Here is a 20,013-nt window from a genome sequence, read left to right as displayed (position 1 = left end):
ATAATAAGCTAACAGAGAATTATCAAATTGTCAGCACCCATCACTCACAATGACGTTTTCTACCGGCAGATTTTAAAGATAACCAAATTATTGACAGGTTTTGTTAATTGTGATACTTTCAATAGTAAAGAAAATGTCTGAAAAAGCAGCCATAATTAAAGAAGCTCAAAAGTATCTTGCCCGTGGCCAGATAGATAAAGCTATTGCTGAATGGGAGAAACTTGTAAAAGAATTTCCTGATGGAAATACATATAATACCATCGGTGATCTTTATCTGAAAAAAAACGATAAAGATAACGCAATAGATTCTTATCATAAGGCTGCAAATTTTTTCAGACAAGAAGGATTTTCTTTAAAGGCATTAGCACTTTACAAAAAGATATTGAATATAAACCCATCGGATGCAATATCTCTTATTGCACTTGGAGAGTTAAATGAAGGCAAAGGACTTGTTACTGATGCTATAAAGTTTTATCTTGCAGCGGCTGATACACTTTCCAAAAAGGGACAAAAAGAAAAGCTGATTGAAATATACGAAAAGATACTTTCCCTATCTTCATCCAATATACCACTCAGGAGCAAGATTGCAGAAGTTTATATGAAAGAAAATCTTATAGCCGATGCTGCAAGACAGTATCTGACTATTGCGAGAATCTATTCTGAAAAGGGAGATACAGAAAATTCTTTAAATTATTATCAGAAGACACTTGATATTCAGCCTGTTAATAAAGATGCAATACTCGGTATAATTCAGATCTATGAAAAGATTGGTGAAAATGCCAAGGCTATTGAACAGATTAAGGAAGCTGTTAGTTTATTCCCACAGGATACAGAGATTCTTTTCAAGTCTGCTGAATTACATAGGGCTGCTGACCGTTTTGAAGAAGCCCGTGAATATTTAATAAACCTCCTTGAAGTAGAACCGGCAAATATTAAAGCCAAAAGACTAATTGCTGATACATATATTAGTGAAGGTAATAAAGAAAAGGCGTGGGAAGAATTTCTTCCAATACTTGACGAAATCCTTCTTGAAGAAAAATATGAAGATGCTATAAAAATTTTAGAGTATTTTAAAGATATAGATCCAATTGAGACAGGGAAACGGCTTGTTTCGCTCTATATCCAACTTGGTGATTATTTACAGATAGTACGTGAACTTACTTTTCTTGGAGATAAATATGATGAAATAGGAAAGCCGAGGGAAGCTCTTAATTGTTATAAAGAAGCATTAAAAATGGCACCTGATGATGAAGTGCTTAATTCTAAAATCATTGAGCTTGAAGGTGAAGTTATAAAACAGGAACAAATTACGATAGAAGCTGAAAAAACGCTTGATGAGGCGATAATAGAGGCTGATATATTTTTAAGATACGGACTTTATGAAAATGCAAAAGCGCTTCTCGAAGTATTTAAATTCAAAGAACCAGAAAATATAGAATTGCATTTAAAGTTAAAGTCTCTTTATATTGACACGCAAGATAAAGAACAGGCAATTGCAGAATGTCTTATCTTGTATGAACTCTATAAGAAAAGTGGAGAATTTGAAAAGAGCCAGCAGGTTATAAAAGAGGCTTTTGAAATAAATCCAGAAGACCCCCGACTTTCAGGTTTGACATTGCCAACACCAGCTGAGGAAGAAGTGGATGTTACAAAACCATCGGAAAAGCCTTCAATTGATGATTACAGCGAGGAAATCTCAGAAGCAGAATTTTATTCACGACAGGGGTTGCTCGATGAAGCGAGGGAAATTCTGGAAAGACTGCAGACAATTTTCCCAGATAATGAAGAAATAGCTCAGAAGCTTAATGCAATTGGACATGTAACAGAGGTCGAAAAAGTATCTGCTGAAACTGAGATGATTACAAAAGAGCAAATGTTTGCAGGAGAAGAAATTCTTGAAGCAGAAGAAATCGCGGAGCCAACTCTTGATAGTGATGTTATGGACATTTTTAACGAATTTAAAAAAGGACTTGAAAAAGAGCTCGAAGCAGAAGATTATGAGACCCATTACAATCTTGGTATTGCATATAAGGAGATGGGATTAATAGACGATGCTATCAGGGAATTCCAGATTTCCCGTAATGATCCGAAAAAGTTTGTCTCATCTTCAAATATGCTTGGCCTATGTTATATGGAGAAAGGACTATATTCGCTCGCAGTTGAGGTTCTCAAGAATGCTGTTGAGAAGATGGAAGATCGTGGAGAATCTTATTGGGCAATGAAATACGATCTTGCAGAAGCTTATGATAAAAATGGTAATATAAAAGAAGCCCTTGAAACTTTTACAGAAGTTTATGGATGGAATTCTAAATTCAGAGATGTTTCTGATAAGATAAGTCAGCTAAGTTCCAAACATGTAGAGGGGGATGAACACAAGAAGATTAAGGACAGGAAGGACAGGGTTTCTTATATATAAATGGATTACCTTGAATACTATGGTCTGAAAGAGCATCCGTTCTCAAATGTAGTTGACAGCAGGTTTTACTTTAATAGCCGTCAACATACAGATGCCCTCATAAAACTTAAATATGCAATAGATACAAGAAAAGGTCTTGCTGTTGTTATTGGTGGAATTGGGACTGGGAAGACAACTCTGGCAAGAAGATTACTTGAGGAACTGGATGAGAATATATATGAAGCAGCCTTACTTGTAGTTGTGCATTCCAGTGTAAGTTCAGAGTGGCTCTTTAGAAAATTTGCAGTACAACTTGGAGTTAAGGAGGTTGTTAACGATAAGATAGAACTGCTCAGCCAGATTTATAAAAGACTTACAGAGATTAACGAAGAAGGTAAGAAATCAATAGTAATGATAGATGAGGTGCAAATGTTGAATTCGAAGGAGATTATGGAAGAATTCAGGGGTCTTTTAAATATGGAATCACCTGATGGAAAGATGCTGAATTTTATATTTTTTGGTCTATCCGAACTTGAAGATGTCCTTGCTCTCGACGAGCCATTAAAACAGAGGGTGGCTGTAAAGATAAGACTGAAAGAGTTTTCAGAAGCTGATGCAAAAGATTACATCAGACATAGATTAAAGATTGCCGGATGTGATAATAATGTTTTTTCTGATGATGCAATAAAGCAGATTTACAAATATACGCATGGGGTTCCTCGTCTTATAAACACTGTTTGTGATAATGCACTTCTTGAAGGATATCTTGCGAAGCTGAACATTGTTGATGGATCTGTTATAAGAACAGTTGCAGTTGACCTTGGTTTAAACTCAGAGAAAAAATAAAATCTCCTCGATATCTAAAGTTACAACATATTGAATAAATTCTATTCGGATCTTTGAAGGATACCAAACTTCTTTGATTCTTTCAGGTTTTTCATAAAAGATACGGAGTTCCCTTCCGTCCATGAGGGTAATGGTCTGTTTTAAGGGTAATTTTGTTCCCTTATCCAGCCATACCTTTCTGAAAGTGTTTTTTAGCAGATAGGAATCACTTTGTTCAGTCATCTCGAAATCTGTCATATCCCACCAGAAAAGACAATCTCTGAACCCCTCGGTTAGTATTGTAGACTTATTCCTGTCAATCACGGGATTGCTTTTTACTTCATTGTTCATGGAGGTCATCTCGAATCTGAGGAAGCCTAAGTAATAAATGCGCAAAGTCATATCCCCATTCTTTGATATAGTCAGAAAACCATCTCCCTTATACTTTAATCCATCATTCTCAAAGGTGATGGAGAATATCGTTTCAATAGACGAAATATTTCTCTTTGAAGAAATAAGATCCTCCACATTTATAACCGTATATGCAGGTGATTCTACACGGTGAGGTGTGCAGGAGAAGAATACAAGAAAAATGCTAATTGAAAATAGCTTCAAGAGATTCTTCAACATTTCTGACTCCTCTGATTTCAAGCCCGAATCTGTCTTTTATTTTTTCCGCATTTCCTGATGGAATGACAGCCTTCTGAAAACCGATCTTTGATGCTTCTTTCATTCTTGCCTCTGCCTGGGAAACTGCTCTTATTTCTCCTGAAAGACCGACCTCACCGAAAAGGAAAAGTTTTGGATCTATCGGGGCATCTCTCAATGATGAGACAACCGTAGCAATAATGCCGAGATCAACAGCAGGTTCGACAATTTTTAATCCTCCCACAACATTTACGAATACATCCATGCCCCCGAGATGTATTCCTGCTCTTTTCTCAAGGACTGCAACGAGTAGATTTACCCTGTTGAAGTCAACTCCCATAGAGGTTCTTCTGGGCATTCCGAAATTTGTAAGAGATACGAGTGCCTGAATCTCGACCATAAGCGGTCTAGTACCTTCAATGCTTGCTACTACTGTTGAACCGGAGACGTGCAAAGGTCTTTCGAGGAGAAAAAGCTCTGAAGGGTTTTCGATTTCGAGGAGTCCGGCATCTGTCATCTCAAAAATTCCTATCTCGTTTACAGAACCAAAACGATTTTTTACCGCACGGAGTATCCTGTATGAATGGCTACTGTCTCCTTCAAAATAAAGGACTGTATCAACAATATGTTCGAGCACACGTGGTCCTGCAATAGCACCTTCTTTTGTTACATGACCAACAATGAATACCGGGATATTTGTCTTTTTTGAAAAGAACATCAGCTTTGATGCACATTCTCTTACCTGGCTTACAGAACCGGGTGCCGAGATGATCTCTTCTGTATATACAGTCTGTATAGAATCAATAACCAAAGCCTTCGGTTCAATTTTCAAAGATGTATGCAAAACAGCCTCAATAGAGGTTTCAGCAAGCAGGATGATATCATCTGAGTTAATTGACATTCTGTCAGCTCGGATCTTTATTTGATCTGGAGATTCTTCAGATGAGACATAAAGAACTTTGTCGCCTTTTTCTGATAAACCAGAGAGAGTTTGTAGTAAAAGGGTTGATTTTCCTATACCTGGATCGCCTCCAATTAGAATTACAGAACCTCCAACCACACCGCCTCCGAGAACTCTATCAAGTTCTCTTATACCAGTTGATGCCCTCTGGCCTTGTTGACTCCTGATTGAACTTAAAGATTGAGGGGCAGATTTCCCGAGATTAGGACTAATATCAGCATGCCGGGAACGTATCTCTTTTTTTTCTTCAGCAAAGCTGTTCCATTCTCCGCAATCCGGGCATTTGCCGAGCCATTTCGGGCTTGTATAACCACAAGACTGACACTGAAAAAAGGTTTTGGTTTTTGCCATTTGAACTATTGGTATTATACCAGATACAGGAGCACATGGACTTGCCCTGTCTTGCTTTCCGTCTGTCGAAATTTTATTTGGACAAGTTTGGTTACATTATATATTAAGAATCTCCATCCCTTTGCCGAGATGGTATGCCTTTTTTATTGCGTTGCAAACGAACTCTTTTGCTTTTTTTGCTGCTTCAAGTGAAGTGTAATCAAGGGCAAGGAGGGCAGTTATTGCAGCAGAAAATGCACATCCGGTGCCGTGGTATTCACCTTTCAGCTTTCTACTTTCTACAATGTGGAAAGCTCCATCATAATAAAGGTCAACCGCTGTCTCTTTAAAGTGACCACCCGTAATGATAATAACATCAGCCCCCATATCTTTAAGAACCCTCACAGCTTCTTCCATCCCTTTCCTATCTTCAATCATTATTCCGGTAAGAACGGATGCCTCATATATGTTAGGGGTTATAACCTTTGACAGAGGGAAGAGGGTTTTCTTAATTGCATCTATAGTTCCATTCTCAACAAGTGAAGTGCCGGATGAAGAGATAATTACCGGATCGATTACAAGGTTTTTAAGTGAATATTTATTTATCAAATCAGCTATAATCTTAACAGCATCAACGCTGTAAACCATTCCTATCTTGAGTGCATCTGGTTTTATATCAGACAGGAGTGTTACAAACTGTTTTTTAATCGCATTTTTATCAGCAGAAAAGATGGCTTCAATACCTTGTGTGTTTTGAGCGGTGATGGCAGCCACAACAGATAAACCGTGTATGCCAAATGCTCTGAATACTTTCAGGTCTGCCTGAATGCCTGCACCGCCTGTCGGGTCAGAGCCTGCTATGGTGAGTGCTGTTTTCATTACTTTTTTTCTTTCCCTTTCTTTAATGCTCTCTCCACTGTCCTAATTGCACAGAACTCGCCGCACATACTACATACATCCTGCTCCGAAGGCGGTGCCTCTGAACGCCATTTTCTTACCCTTTCAGGATCAAAGCTTAAAGAAGCCTGGCCTTCCCAGTCGAGATTCTTCCTGTATTCAGCCATTTTTTTGTCACGTTCGACTGCTGAAGGGATTCCTTTTGCAATGTCAGCAGCATGTGCAGCAATTTTCGAAGCTATAAGTCCTTCTTTGACATCTTCGATGTTCGGCAACCTTATGTGTTCAGCTGGTGTTACATAGCATAGGAAGTCAGCACCTGCAGCACCTGCAATCGCACCTCCTATGGCTGCAGCAATATGATCGTATCCCATTGCAACGTCTGTAACCAGAGGGCCGAGCACATAGAATGGTGCACCTTTGCAAATCTCTTTCTGGATTTTTATGTTCAATTCTACTTGATTCAGAGGTACATGCCCAGGCCCTTCTATAATTGTCTGAACTCCTACATCGAGTGCTCTATCCCGTAACTCACCAATGGTCAGAAGTTCTTCAATCTGACTTCTGTCTGTTGCATCTCCAAGGCAACCAGGACGTAACCCATCGCCAAGGCTTAACGTCAAATCATATTCTTTCGCAATATCGAGAAGTCTGTCGTAGTACTCATAGAGTGGATTTTCTTTATCGTTGTAGATAATCCATTCGAGAAGAAATGAACCACCACGGCTTACAACATCTAAAATCCGGCCTTCATTTTGTAATCTTTCTATAGCCTTTTTTGTTACTCCACAGTGAACAGTAATAAAGTCTACGCCTTCTTCAGCGTGTGCTTTGATAACAGTGAAAATATCATCAGCAGTCATTTTAGCTATTCTGCCGTATTTCTCCACAGCGATTATTGCTGCTTCATATATAGGAACTGTTCCGACAGTTAGGGGAGATTTTTTGAGGATCAGCCTTCTTATTTCTTTCATAGATCCTCCGGTTGAGAGATCCATTACAGCATCTGCCCCATATCTGACAAGAAGATCAAGTTTCTTTTCTTCATCTTCAAAGGAAACCCTATCTTTTGATGTTCCTATGTTTGCATTGACCTTTGTTTTCAATCCCCTACCAATTCCAATAGGTTTTATCTTGCGAATTGTGTTTACAGGTATGACAGTAAGTCCCGATGCAATATCAGAAGCAAGTTTTTCAGGCGAGATGGATTCAGAAGTTGATACTTCTTTCATCTCATCGGTGATAACTCCTTTTTTTGCTAATTCAATCCTTGTCATTTCAGCAACCTCATAAATTCTTGAGTTGTTTCGTGAATATTTTTAGATGCGAGGATTGCAGAGATTAATGCAATACCATCAGCACCTGCATCTATTACTTCTTTGACCTTATCAGGTTTTATACCGCCAATAGCTAATATCTTTATGGAAATGTGCATTTTCAAATCACGGATAATATCAACTCCAGTCGTATTTTTATATTCCGGTTTCGAAGTAGTTTGATAAATTGGGCCGAAGGTGATGAAATCAGCACCTGCTTTTTCTGCATTAATAGCTTCTTCAATATTATGAGTGGATACTCCAATTAAGAGATTATTTTTAGTAATCTTTTTAACTGCATCCACAGGAATACTGTTTTGACTGAGATGAATTCCATCAGCATTAACAGCAAGGGCAACATCTGCTCTGTCATTGATAAACAGTTTTGCTTCATATTCTCTTGTCAGATTTCTCAGCCATAGTGCCATTTCGAAGACTTCCTTTACTGTTAAATCTTTTTCCCTTAATTGAATCGCTTTCACGCCGGCTTTAAGAGCATCTTCGAGTGCTAAATATAATGAACACTGCGTCGAAAATAATTTTCTGTCAGTGATGAGATATAAATTGAAATCAATATTAGACATTTCAAAATCATCATAAAACAAAAAACCGTATCCCTGAAGGATACGGTAATTTTTCCCATTCCCTACGCCGGCATTATCCGTATCAGGTTCATGGGGTCTTTTTCGCCAATGACGAAAAACTCTCAGGCTTTGAGCCTCCCCCAGGGTTTATTTTTAATATAAATAAATTTTATAAAGTTGTCAACTTAATACATTTATTTTGTGTGCGTGACATCCAGCCCCGAAGCCGTTATCAATATTCATAACAGCAATCCCAGGAACACATGAGTTGAGCATAGCGAAGAGTGGAGTGAGTCCGCTGAAATTCGTTCCATATCCTACAGATGTTGGAACTGCTATAATTGGTTTATCAACAAGACCACCTACAACAGATGGCAAGGCTCCCTCCATGCCGGCAACAACAATAATTACACGTGCAGTGGTAAGTGTTTTTTTGATATCCATAAGTCTGTGGATTCCTGCTACACCGACATCATAAATAGTCTCTGTTTTACTACCAAGAAAAGAGGCAGTAACAGCAGCCTCTTCAGCAACAGGGATATCAGATGTCCCGGCAGAAATAACAAGCACATGACCCTTTTTCTTTTTATAACTGTTTGCTTCAATAACACCTGATAGAGGATGAAATATAGCATTCCTGATATTTAGTTTTGCATATATCTCTTTAGATGCTTTAGTAATTAACAATCTATTATTCTTTTTATAGATGGATCTGGCAATTTTGACTACGTCATCAACATGTTTTCCTTTTGCGAATACCACCTCAGGTATACCCTGCCTGAGCTGTCTGTGATGGTCAACCCGTGCAAAAGATATATCCTCAAATGGAAGGTGCTTTAATTTTTTGATTGCGGTATCAATGCTCATACTTCTGCTTTGTACCGATTTAAGTAATTTCTTTATTGTTATGATGTCCATTTATCCATAAAACTCAGATTTCAGTGAACGTTCCATTAAATCTTTTACAGCAAGAGAAGGTTCTTTATTTTGATAAAGAACTTTATATATCTGTTCAACGATTGGCATCTCAATGTTATACTTTTTTGAAAGTTCATATGCAGATTCTGCTGTTGTAACTCCTTCAGCAACACTTCTTGTCTGATTCAGAATTTCACCGAGTTTCATACCCTGCCCGAGTTTTAAACCAACTGTGTAATTCCTTGATAGAGGGCTTGTGCAAGTGAGTACAAGATCCCCTATGCCGCTTAATCCTGAGAATGTTTTTTCTTTTGCTCCCATTGCAATGCCAAGCCTTGTCATCTCAACAAGCCCTCTGGTTATAAGTGATGCCCTTGCATTGTTCCCGAGCCCGAGACTGTCAGCAATGCCTGCTGCTATTGCAAAAACATTTTTCAAAGCACCGCCGAGTTCAACGCCAAGTATATCATCGTGGGTATAGACTCTGAAATTGTTAATATTGAATATTTCTTGCAGAATGATTCCATCATTTTTATTTTCTGTAGCAATAGTTACAGCAGTGGGAAGTTTTTTAATTACCTCTTTTGCAAAACTAGGTCCTGAGAGAACAGCAATAGATTGATTTGTCATTTCTTTCAATATTAAAGAAACTGTCAGAAGAGTGCCTCTTTCTATTCCCTTAGATGCACTTATAATCAGTTTCTTTTCTGTAATATAAGGAACTGCTTCTTTAAATACTGAACGCGTATATTGTGCAGGCACGGCATTTAATAAATAGCGGGCGTTCTTCACAGCATCACTAATTTCATTTGTTATCTTTAACATATCGGGAATGGTTATCTCAGGTAAATATAAGCTGTTGACTCTTGTTCTATCGATAATTTCTGCAAGCTTTTTTTCATGAACCCATAGAGTTACATCGTATCCCTTTTGTGATAGTAAACATGCAAGGGTTGTCCCCCAACTTCCAGCTCCGATTACACTAATGTAACTCATGGTCTTTGATTATGAGCTTTCTCAATTTTTGCCCATGTATCACGCAATTTTACTGTCCTGTTGAAAACCAATTTACCTTTATCTGAATCCAGATCAACACAGAAATAGCCCTGTCTTTCGAATTGATAATAATATCCAGGCAGTGAGCTGGTAAGACTTGGTTCAACACGGCAGTTTTTGAGTATTGTGAGAGAGTTCGGATTTATGTATGATTTAAAATCCTGACCTTCTTCAACATAACTTGGATTTTCCTTTATAAAAAGGTGATCGTATAATCGAACTTCTGCTTCGATACTATGCGATGCTGAAACCCAGTGTAAGGTTGATTTTACCTTACGGCCGTCTGGCGCATTTCCTCCCCTTGTTTCAGCATCATAAGTGCAATGAAGTTCAATAATCTCTCCGGTCTTTTCATTTTTTATAACATTGATACATCGTATAAAATATGCATATCTTAATCTTACTTCACGGCCAGGAGCAAGCCGGTAGAATTGTTTTGGTGGGTCTTCACGAAAATCATCTTTTTCTATATATAGAATACGTGAAAAAGGTACCTTCCGGGTTCCCATTGTGAGGTCTTCTGGATTGTTAATAGCATCCAGTTCTTCGACAAGGTCTTCAGGATAGTTGACTATGACTATTTTCAGTGGGTTTAATACTGCCATAACACGCGGAGCACGTTTGTTAAGATCTTCACGCAAACAGTGTTCAAGCAGTGCAATATCTACTATGCTCTCTCTTTTGGCGACCCCTATGCGTTCACAGAATTCTCTGATTGATTCTGGTGTATAACCCCTTCTACGTAGGCCTGATATTGTGGGCATTCTCGGATCATCCCACCCGTTAACATATCCACCTTCAACTAACTCGATAAGTTTTCGCTTGCTTAGAACTGTGTAACTCAGGTTAAGACGGGCGAATTCTATCTGCTGGGGATGATATATCCCTAATTCATCAAGAAACCAGTCGTAGAGGGGCCGATGATCTTCAAATTCCAGGGTGCATATTGAATGAGTGATACCTTCAATCGAGTCTGAAATACAATGTGCAAAATCATACATAGGATAAATACACCATTTATCTCCTGTGCGATGATGTTCTGTTTTAAGTATTCGGTATATAACAGGATCTCGCATATTTATATTTCCAGATTTCATATCAATTTTTGCCCGCAGTGTACGTGAACCATCAGGGAATTCACCTTTTTTCATGCGTTCAAATAAATTAAGATTCTCCTCTACTGACCGATTACGATAGGGACTGTCTTTCCCGGGTTCAGTAAGTGTTCCACGATACTCTTTTATTTCCTCCACACTTAAATCACAGACATATGCCTTGCCTTTTTTTATCAATTGCACTGCATACTGATAAAATTGCTCGAAGTAATCCGATGCATAATAGAGTCTATCTTCCCAATCAAAACCAAGCCACTTGACATCTTTCTTAATCGACTCAACATATTCTAATTCTTCTTTTGTCGGGTTAGTATCGTCAAAACGTAGATTACAGAGGCCTTTGAATTCTTTTGCAAGTCCGAAATTAAGGCATATGGATTTTGCATGACCTATGTGTAGATAACCATTAGGCTCAGGCGGAAATCTTGTATGTAGTCGTCCACCATATTTGTTGTTCTTCAAGTCTTCTTTGATAATTTCGCTTATGAAGTTCGAAGAAAAAGTTTTATCATTATCATCCATGTGTCATGACCTCATTCTGAATTGTCTTTATTGCCTTCTCTAATCTTTTCAGTGTCTTTTCTTTTCCTACAATCTCAAGTACCTCAAATATTCCAGGACTTTCTGTTTTCCCTGTTATTGCAACTCTCACAGGCTGTGCTATATTCCCGAGTTTCACATTCTGCTTTTCAGTAATGGATATAAATATTTTTTCTATTTCATTAGCGTTAAAATGATCGAGTAACTTGAGAGCTTCATTAACTTCAATCAAATGAGAAAGGTATTTTTCATTTAGAAACTTCTTTTTTGCCTTTTCGTTATATTCAATATCTTCAAGAATATAAAATTTGAGTGATTGAGCGAGTTCTAATAGAGTCTTTGAACGTTCTTTTAGTGTTGCTATTGCTTTGAATAACTGGATTCTGTCAATATCATTTTCCTGCCCAATAATTTGTTCTTTAAGAAGAAAGGGAATTACTAATTCTGCCAGTTCTTCATTTGTTGTGTTAATCATATATTGACTGTTCAGCCATAGAAGTTTTTCTGGATTGAATACTGCTGATGATTTACCTACATTTTCGAAAGAAAAATATTTTATTAATTCTTCCCGCATGAAAATTTCTTGATCCCCGTGAGACCAGCCAAGACGGACAAGATAGTTAACCAGCGCATCAGGCAGATATCCCATTTCACGGTAAGAAAGGACAGATGTTGCACCATGTCTTTTACTCAGTCTGGTTTTATCAGCTCCAAGAATCATCGGAAGATGTGCAAATTGTGGCAGGGTATATCCGAGTGATTTATATATATGAATCTGTTTTGGGGTGTTGTTAACGTGATCATCCCCTCTAATCACATGAGTAATATTCATATCTACATCATCTACAACAACAGTGAAATTATAAGTAGGCGTTCCATCAGACCTCATTATTATCAGGTCATCAAGCTGGGAATTTTCAAAAACTATTTCACCTTTAATCAAATCTTTTACTACAGTCTGACCTTCCCCGGGCATTTTGAACCTGATTGCTGGATTTGTCCCGGGTCTTTTATGTATCGAACTATCACCTTTATCCCTACACCGGCCGTTATATTTCGGAGATTCACCCTTTTTTAGTGCTTCCTGTCTCCTCTGCTCAAGTTCTTCAGGTGAACAATAACAATAGTATGCCTTTCCATCTTTTATGAGTTTATCTGCATAATTTCTATAGATTTCGAATCTGTCGGTCTGTCTGAAAGGTCCTTCATCCCAATCAAGTTTAAGCCACTTCAATCCTTCAATAATCGAATGGATGTAATCCTCGGTTGACCTTGATCTGTCAGTATCTTCAATTCTTAAGAGAAAAACACCATTATTATGTTTTGCGAAAAGCCAGTTAAATAGTGCAGTTCTTGCCCCTCCTATATGAAGATGACCTGTTGGACTCGGTGCGAATCTTACTCTTACCATTCCTCTTTTTCACCAAACATTCTGATTATTATACCCCAAACATTACAAACCCTATTCATAATACCTTCTTGATTTCTAATTTTAAAAACCTTTTTGTTGTCTGAGATACCCTAAACCTTTCATCTCCTCTGAAGCCGGCTATCCATACAATGCTGTCTCCGGAAATAACAATTGGGATTGCATTTCGTTCATCCCTTGGTACCTTTTCATCCACAAAATAGTCCTGAAGCTTCTTTCTCTTACCAAATCCCATTGGATAAAAGTAATCACCTTTCTGCCTTGAACGAACGGTAAGATTTGTCCCGGTCTTATCCAGATCCAGAATGATCGATGTTTTCCCATCTACATGATTAGCCGCATTATCCATTATATTAGCTTTGATTACAAATTTATTTTCCCTTGAGACAACTTCACCAGGAACCTGGAGGGAAAGAGTCCCTAATTTATGAGGTTGTTTTGAGGTAAGGATAAGGATAGCGTAATCCTTTATAACTCTGAGTCCTTTTGGAAGATATATCCTGTCACCTGGTTTGCCGTTCCTTATGAGCTCGATAATGTCTTCAATATGAATGAAATTGACACCGCGAAGACCTTTTGTCTCATCTATGACTCTGCGTAAAACCCTTCGCATAATAGGCTTATCCATAATTTCGAATGGTGTAAGAAATAGCTCAACATGATCCTGGGTTTTTCTGCTGAAAAGTTTCATCATTGTTTTAGTAACAATGATCTCAAAATATTTTTCTTCTTCTCTGAAGATGGTGGCAGTTTTTGAAAGAGCTCTGCAAATATCAGGGTTCATGTTCTTCAGTATAGGTAAAACTGAAAGTCTTATTTTATTCCGTAAATAATCCTTTTTAAGGTTAGAAGAATCGATAATAAAATCAATTTTTCTTTCATCAAGAAATTGTTCAATCTCTTTTCGCTCAATCTCAATCAGTGGTCTTATGATACTACCTCTAACAGGCGGGATACCTGCAAGCCCTGTCGGTCCAGTGCCTCTGATGAGCCGTATTAAAACAGTCTCTGCCTGATCATCTGCATTATGACCGAGAGCAATTTTAGTTGCTTTTATATTATTCGCGGTTTCTTCATAAACCCTGTATCGCAATTGTCTGGCTGCTTCATGTCTATTAATACCTTCATCCTTTGCATAAGTGATAACATCAATCTGCGATTTCATAAAGGGTATATTGATTAGTTTGCACATTTTTTCGCAGAAAGTGATTTCTGATGGGATTTCTTCTGGCCTTAATCCATGGTCAATATACAGAGCATGTATATCAAGTTTAAACATTTCTTTCAAGTCATTGAGAACATGAAGTAAACATGAAGAGTCGGGCCCTCCTGAGAGCCCTACTAAGATTTTATCATTATTTTGAAGCATAGAGTATTTTCGGGCAGTAGCAATTACCTTATTGATCAAGTTGGGAAACAAGTTCTTTCAGCTCCATGTATTATCTATTAAACTATTAAGATACTCTTCCCATTCTGTTGGCAGGAGATATTTCTTCTTATTGTTACAGGCCTTACATGCAGGAACAAGATTTGTTCTTATAGATTTGCCTCCACGGATTATCGGAACGATATGATCCATTGTCAATTTATCTGGAGAAAACTTTTTGCCACAGAAATAGCAAATACCAGCAGCACATTTCCGCTTCCACCATTGAGATCTGCGCAGTTTTTGCGCTTTCAGTTTTTCTCTTTTTATATCTGCTTGAGTAATATCTGATAAAAAAGGCTCCATTAGTGTTTAGAAAAATTTGCCCAGATTACCTAAGCCTGGCAACTGTAAACCACCGGTGATTTTTGACATTTCACTGTTAACCATCTCCTGTGCCCTTCGAAGTGCTTCGTTAACAGCCGCCATAACAAGATCCTGAAGCATCTCAACATCATCTGGGTTCACAACGTCTTTTTCAATTTTAATAGAAACGATTTCCATTGCACCACTGGCGACTACCGTGACCATTCCACCTCCTGCAGTTGCTTCTACAGTCTTTTTCTTTGCTTCTTCTTGAATTTCAGCCATTCTGGTCTGAAGCTTCTGAGCTTCACGCATGATATCTCCGAGCATTTTCTTTGACATTATAACCTCCATTCAACCCCTTAATAACACTTATAATAGTGGAATCAAGAAGGGTTATCTATTCTTTCCCTTTTTCTGTTACTGGATAAACATCAACAATTTTTCCCTCAAAAAGTTCAAGCACCTTTTTGATAACAGGATCGTTTAGAACTTCCTCCTTAAAGTTTTTTTTATGAACAGTTTTTTTCTTGCTGATTTCCAGATCAATTTTGGCAGTACTGCCGAGTTCTTCTGATAGCATTTGTTCTATGCGGTTTGTATTCTTTTTAATGGAATCAGCGAAAATAGTATCTCCTCCATTCAATTCAAGAATAAGTCTGTTGCCATCTACTTTAATTTCTGCTTTCAAGAGTTTTGATGAAAGTGGTGGTTCAATCTTTTTAATTACCTTTTCCCAAGCTTCTTTTATGAGAAAGTCGTTCTTGATACTATTTACAGATTCATTTATTATTTTTGTTGAAGAACTATCTTTTTCTAAAGACAGAATATCTGCATCACATTTTTGAAGCTTATTACTTTGAGCATCTTTAAACTGAGCTTGTTTTATGTAATCATCAAAGTGTTCGATAATTTCTTTGATTGGCTTCATCTCGCTTAGGAAGCTTATTTTTAACATAGACATTTCAAAGGCAAATCTAGGGAATGATGCACTTCTTATGTCAACTTCAGCTTTAATTAATTCTGAAAGCATGAGTGTAAGCTGGTCTTCTGAAGTTACAGTTAGTATGTGTTTTACACTTTCTATTTCTTCAGGTGTAATATCAATGAGTTCATCTGGTTTTTTAGTAATACTTGCAACAAGCAAATCCCTGAAAAACTGAATAAGCTCTTTTATTAGTGACTTGATGTCCGTGCCTTTTTCTACAAGTTCTCCCGTGATTTTTATAATATCCTCTCTCCTTCCTTCAATTAAAGCGATTGAAAGTTGAGAAATCAGTCTGTAGTCTGTTACTCCAATCAAATCTTTGACATCATTTTCAGAAATATCAGCAGAGAATGACGAAAGTTGGTCAAGTATGGTCAATGCGTCTCTCAGACTTCCATCAGCAGCTCTGGCGATCATCTCAATAGCAGAATTTGATATTGAAATACCTTCAGCCTCAGAAATTTTTCTAATCCTGTCTTTTATTAGAGCGCCGGGTATTCTCCTGAAGAGTAGATGCTGACAGCGTGAAAGAACAGTCTGTGGTATTTTTCTTGGAGCAGTTGTAGCAAGAACAAAAACAATATGTGGAGGTGGTTCCTCAAGGGTTTTAAGAAGAGCATTAAATGCTGCATCAGATAACATATGTGTTTCATCGATTATGTAAACTTTATATCTTCCTTCTGAAGGGACATATTTTACCCTTTCTCTGAGATCTCTGATGTCGTTAACACTGTTGTTTGATGCACCATCTATTTCCATTACATCAACTGATGCTCCATCGGTTATCGAGATACAAGAAGAACAGGTGCCGCAGGGAAGCGAAGTAAGCCCCATACTACAGTTGAGAGCTTTTGCCAGTATTCTTGCAGTTGAGGTTTTTCCAACACCTCTTGGACCGGAGAATAGATAGGCATGTGCGATCTTCTGCTGATCTAATGAATTTTTAAGTACCCGAACAATGGGTTCCTGACCGATTAAGTCATCAAAACCCTGAGGTCTCCATTTTCTTGCAAGAACAAGATAGCTCATCTTTCTATACCCTGAGAACGGCTACCTCCGGCACCCAGTAAAGATGCTTACCGCTGCTTCCTCCCGGACCTGACGGGGTTCACATCCACCTGCTGCGAAGGGCCGTTCTCAGGCTACAGAAAGACACATAAATGTATTAGGAAAATAATTTATATTTTAACATATAGTGTTGATTTTATTATTTATGAACCCATATCTAATAGAAAATCGCAGCTATCCAAAATAAATATTTCGACATTATTCTGGACAACAGTGTTAGAAGATGTCATTTAAAGGTAAAATATAGTAACTTATTTAAGCTTAACTATAAAAGTGCCTTATCTCTGAGTCACAGCAAGAGATTTGGAAGAAGAATCTTACCTTTAAAAGAAAGATTCTTAACATCTTCAGAGGGTTCGAGATGATAAACTGTATAAGGCATTAACAAAATAATAGCTGGATTTAGGTTAGCTATAATGGTAAAACAAGAAAAAGATGATGGGCTTAAAAAAATATTTCGGATGTCAATCATCGCTGGAATCTTCAGTCAAATTTTCAATACACTCTCAGGAACAGGATCAGCATTCGTAATAAAATTTGCTATTATATTAAACGCATCTCCTCTTCACTTCTCTATTCTTGCTGCAATTGGACAAATTTCTCAGGTTTTTCAACCAATCGGGGCACTCATAACAATAAACCGTATAGAAAGAAAAAGTCTTGTGATTACCTTCAGATCAATAGGATATGGTATTGTTTTATTTTTTGGAATAGTCCCCTTTATATTTTCTAATGAAAATTCGATTATAGCTCTAATCATCCTATCCTTTTTCAGTGTTTCTTTGTTGTCAATAGCAGATAATACGTGGATTGGATGGATAGCAGATGTCATTCCTTTGAGATTAAGAGGTCGTTTTTTCTCGGTACTTTCTCAATATGTATTACTTACTTCTATTGGAGCAGGATTAATATTCGGCTTCTTAGTAGATAATTCAGGTATTTTCTCATATAACACTAAGCCCTTCGATGTTGAAAAAAAGCATATAGTTTTTGCAGCTATATTTTTTATAGGTGTTTTTGCTGCTTTTTGGGGTTTAAAAGTCCTTTCTCGAATGCCTGAGAAGAAAAAAAGAATTGAGGATAAATATTCTTCAGAGATGTTGTTCATCCCGTTTAAAGATGGCAATTTTAGAAAATTTCTCTTTTATAATTGCTGGTGGATGCTTGCTGTTGGAATTGGTGCTCCTTTCTGGCAACCATTCATGTTACAAAAACTTCATATGTCACTTTTTGAGGTGCAAATTTACAATAGTATAAATGTTATAGCAGCTTTGCTTGTCTTACGCCCATGGGGAAAGCTTATCGATGCCTATGGTAATAAGACTGCTATGCGACTAATAATTACACTCGGAGGATTTAACCCTATGGTATGGCTTTTTGTAAATTTTTATAATTATCATTTGTTATACATAGAGGCTATTACATCAGGTATAATGTGGGCAGGTGCTGGAGTGGTTGCGACAAATTTTGTTCTTTCAATAGCTCCGCATGAAAGTAGACAACTTTATGCAGGGATATCAGGAGCAGTTTCAGGTCTTGCTATGATGACAACTATGCTTATTTCAGGATTATTCCTTCCACAGCATTTAAAAATAGGCGACTTTTATTTAGAACCTGAGCAAGTTCTCTTTGCATTCACTGGAATAGCACGCTGGAGTACTCAAATACCCCTTTCATTGGTTCACGAATCAAAGTCAAAGCCTGTTACAAAAGTGATAACCTTCTTTATAAATACAATTAAGCCAAAATTCATTAGGTAAAATTTTTGCCAAGCTCTTGTGAAAGCAGATGAAGTATTCTGACCATGAAGAGAAAAGGCAACACTTTATCAAAGGAAAAGATACAAAGTCCACCATAATCCGATACCAAAAACAACATGAAGTACCATCTGCTCAAGCCAGGTTAGAGGTCCTAATTTTTTACCGAGAAATCCCTGTCCTGCTACAGGAAGGGCAATTAAAAGCATGGAAAGCCAGAGAATGAAAGTGTAGAGTGCGATCAATAAGATATTTAGCGGGTTAAGTTTAAAAAAACTTATAAGCACTGCATAGCCGATACCAAAGGATACACTGGTGAGCAGATGAACTGGAATCCCCGGAAGAACTGCTTTCCCCTCTCCGCTTTTTAGTCTCAGGATGTATTGAATAAAAGTGCCGTCAATAATAAAAAGGCTTGATTTGAATATACCGGCTCTGAAGCCTGCATGGGATATCAGCCCCATCAATATTCCTGCTGTTAATCCAGATATTATCCCTTCAAACAATAACATAAAAGCCTCAATAAATTATTTTTGTGCAAAGGCATCCTTAAGTGCTTCTTTGAGATTTCTATATGTAAATTCGAAATTTATATTATTCAGTTTGGCAGGTATAACTCGTTGACTGTTTGTAAGTTCATCGGCAAGTTCTTTCGCAAAGAGTTTGAACAGAGAAACAGGCAGAGGTACAAGAATAGATTTGCGGTATTGTCTCAGATGATCAATAAGTTCATGGAACCGCACAGGTTCAGGTGAACAGGCATTTACAGGGCCAGAAATTGATTCATTAGAAACCGCAGTTTCATAAATACGGATAATGTCCTCCATGTGTATCCATGGAAACCAGTTTTTACCAGAACCGAACCTTATAGTAACACCGAATTTCATCGATTTCATAAGTTTTTCGAGAAAGCCGCCTTTTCTGTCAAGAACAGGAGCTGTTCTTACCTGAACAGAACGGATACCTAATGACCCTGCACGAAGTGCTTCCCTTTCCCAGGCAACACATACATCTGCTAAAAACCCATTCCCGTTTGTAGCGGTCTCATCAACTTCAGACTCACCTTTATCGCCATAATATCCGGTTGCAGAGGCTGAGATAAAAACCTTGGGCTTATGTTCTAAGGAATAAATAAAATCTATTAAATGTTTATTGACAGTAACCCGGCTTTCCCATATCGCTTTTTTATATTCTTCTGTCCAGAGTTTCATGACATCTTTACCACTCAGATTTATAACTGCATCTGCATTCAGAAACCAACTCTTTTGAAAAAGATTAGGGTTTAGAAAGTCAACAATAAATGATTGTAATTTTGGAGAAGAGACCCTTGATTCATTCCTGTCAAGGATTGTTATCTCATGTCCCTTATCAATAAGATAACGTGCAAGACGCTGTCCAATAAAACCGCCGCCACCACAAATTACTATTTTCATTTGCTAATTATATCAAAGATT

At 37.6% G+C, this 20,013-nt stretch carries 18 protein-coding genes, 1 other RNA gene and 1 riboswitch; of the genes, 3 read left to right on the top strand and 16 right to left on the bottom strand.

Annotation, left to right across the window (positions count from 1 at the left end):
- Positions 1-109 precede the first annotated feature (109 nt).
- Both HXY53_05080 and HXY53_05075 read left to right on the top strand, forming a co-directional pair.
- Positions 110-2,416: a tetratricopeptide repeat protein gene (locus HXY53_05080; GenBank protein ID NWF75933.1), complete on the top strand. Its 2,307-nt coding sequence runs from the start codon at positions 110-112 to the stop codon at positions 2,414-2,416.
- Positions 2,417-3,241, top strand: a complete 825-nt coding sequence (locus tag HXY53_05075) for an AAA family ATPase (GenBank protein ID NWF75932.1) — start codon at positions 2,417-2,419, stop codon at positions 3,239-3,241.
- Here HXY53_05075 and HXY53_05070 read toward each other — a convergent pair.
- The 14 genes from HXY53_05070 to ffs form a co-directional block, all read right to left on the bottom strand.
- Positions 3,227-3,850 (bottom strand): hypothetical protein, encoded by a 624-nt coding sequence (locus tag HXY53_05070; protein ID NWF75931.1) that lies wholly within the window; start codon positions 3,848-3,850, stop codon positions 3,227-3,229. The genes HXY53_05075 and HXY53_05070 overlap by 15 nt on opposite strands.
- Positions 3,816-5,180, bottom strand: a complete 1,365-nt coding sequence (gene radA / locus HXY53_05065) for a DNA repair protein RadA (protein ID NWF75930.1) — start codon at positions 5,178-5,180, stop codon at positions 3,816-3,818. Before radA ends, HXY53_05070 begins: the two co-directional genes overlap by 35 nt.
- A gap of 96 nt (positions 5,181-5,276) precedes the next feature.
- On the bottom strand, positions 5,277-6,038 hold the full coding sequence (gene thiD / locus HXY53_05060; protein ID NWF75929.1) for a bifunctional hydroxymethylpyrimidine kinase/phosphomethylpyrimidine kinase: 762 nt from the start codon (positions 6,036-6,038) through the stop codon (positions 5,277-5,279).
- Positions 6,038-7,333: a phosphomethylpyrimidine synthase ThiC gene (gene thiC, locus HXY53_05055; protein NWF75928.1), complete on the bottom strand. Its 1,296-nt coding sequence runs from the start codon at positions 7,331-7,333 to the stop codon at positions 6,038-6,040. The genes thiD and thiC overlap by 1 nt, the downstream gene beginning before the upstream one ends.
- A complete protein-coding gene (thiE, locus tag HXY53_05050) occupies positions 7,330-7,956 on the bottom strand; it encodes a thiamine phosphate synthase (GenBank protein ID NWF75927.1) in 627 nt (208 codons plus the stop codon). Before thiE ends, thiC begins: the two co-directional genes overlap by 4 nt.
- A gap of 41 nt (positions 7,957-7,997) precedes the next feature.
- A riboswitch (TPP riboswitch) is annotated at positions 7,998-8,108 on the bottom strand.
- 28 nt (positions 8,109-8,136) lie between these two features.
- On the bottom strand, positions 8,137-8,874 hold the full coding sequence (gene larB, locus HXY53_05045; GenBank protein NWF75926.1) for a nickel pincer cofactor biosynthesis protein LarB: 738 nt from the start codon (positions 8,872-8,874) through the stop codon (positions 8,137-8,139).
- Positions 8,875-9,870 carry an NAD(P)-dependent glycerol-3-phosphate dehydrogenase gene (locus HXY53_05040; GenBank protein ID NWF75925.1) on the bottom strand — a complete coding sequence of 332 codons (996 nt, stop codon included), beginning with the start codon at positions 9,868-9,870 and terminating at the stop codon, positions 8,875-8,877. It lies immediately after the preceding gene.
- The gene (locus tag HXY53_05035) at positions 9,867-11,567 is read right to left on the bottom strand and encodes a glutamine--tRNA ligase/YqeY domain fusion protein (GenBank protein NWF75924.1); all 1,701 of its coding nucleotides are present in this window, start codon (positions 11,565-11,567) and stop codon (positions 9,867-9,869) included. The genes HXY53_05040 and HXY53_05035 overlap by 4 nt, the downstream gene beginning before the upstream one ends.
- Positions 11,560-12,996 (bottom strand): glutamate--tRNA ligase, encoded by a 1,437-nt coding sequence (gltX, locus tag HXY53_05030; GenBank protein ID NWF75923.1) that lies wholly within the window; start codon positions 12,994-12,996, stop codon positions 11,560-11,562. The genes HXY53_05035 and gltX overlap by 8 nt, the downstream gene beginning before the upstream one ends.
- 55 nt (positions 12,997-13,051) lie before the next feature.
- On the bottom strand, positions 13,052-14,434 hold the full coding sequence (gene tilS, locus HXY53_05025) for a tRNA lysidine(34) synthetase TilS (GenBank protein NWF75922.1): 1,383 nt from the start codon (positions 14,432-14,434) through the stop codon (positions 13,052-13,054).
- A gap of 6 nt (positions 14,435-14,440) precedes the next feature.
- Positions 14,441-14,746 (bottom strand): HNH endonuclease, encoded by a 306-nt coding sequence (locus HXY53_05020; GenBank protein ID NWF75921.1) that lies wholly within the window; start codon positions 14,744-14,746, stop codon positions 14,441-14,443.
- Positions 14,747-14,752: 6 nt separating this feature from the next.
- Entirely contained in the window at positions 14,753-15,088 is a 336-nt protein-coding gene (locus tag HXY53_05015) for a YbaB/EbfC family nucleoid-associated protein (GenBank protein ID NWF75920.1), read from the bottom strand.
- A 58-nt stretch (positions 15,089-15,146) separates the two neighbouring features.
- Positions 15,147-16,763 carry a DNA polymerase III subunit gamma/tau gene (dnaX, locus tag HXY53_05010; protein NWF75919.1) on the bottom strand — a complete coding sequence of 539 codons (1,617 nt, stop codon included), beginning with the start codon at positions 16,761-16,763 and terminating at the stop codon, positions 15,147-15,149.
- 11 nt (positions 16,764-16,774) lie between these two features.
- Positions 16,775-16,872, bottom strand: an RNA gene (gene ffs / locus HXY53_05005) — signal recognition particle sRNA small type.
- A gap of 346 nt (positions 16,873-17,218) precedes the next feature.
- Here ffs and HXY53_05000 point away from each other — a divergent pair.
- Positions 17,219-18,562: an MFS transporter gene (locus tag HXY53_05000; protein ID NWF75918.1), complete on the top strand. Its 1,344-nt coding sequence runs from the start codon at positions 17,219-17,221 to the stop codon at positions 18,560-18,562.
- Between the two features lie 68 nt (positions 18,563-18,630).
- Here HXY53_05000 and HXY53_04995 read toward each other — a convergent pair whose 3' ends face one another.
- Together HXY53_04995 and HXY53_04990 are read right to left on the bottom strand one after the other, a co-directional pair.
- Positions 18,631-19,071 carry a hypothetical protein gene (locus HXY53_04995; GenBank protein ID NWF75917.1) on the bottom strand — a complete coding sequence of 147 codons (441 nt, stop codon included), beginning with the start codon at positions 19,069-19,071 and terminating at the stop codon, positions 18,631-18,633.
- A 15-nt stretch (positions 19,072-19,086) separates the two neighbouring features.
- A complete protein-coding gene (locus tag HXY53_04990; GenBank protein NWF75916.1) occupies positions 19,087-19,992 on the bottom strand; it encodes a TIGR01777 family protein in 906 nt (301 codons plus the stop codon).
- Between the last annotated feature and the right edge of the window lie 21 nt (positions 19,993-20,013).

The sequence above is a fragment of the Nitrospirota bacterium genome (assembly GCA_013388455.1).
In the GTDB taxonomy this organism is placed as follows: Bacteria; Nitrospirota; Thermodesulfovibrionia; order Thermodesulfovibrionales; family SM23-35; genus JACAFF01.
The sequence above is the reverse complement of the archived record's forward strand: the minus strand, read 5'-3'. Positions and strand labels throughout refer to the sequence as shown.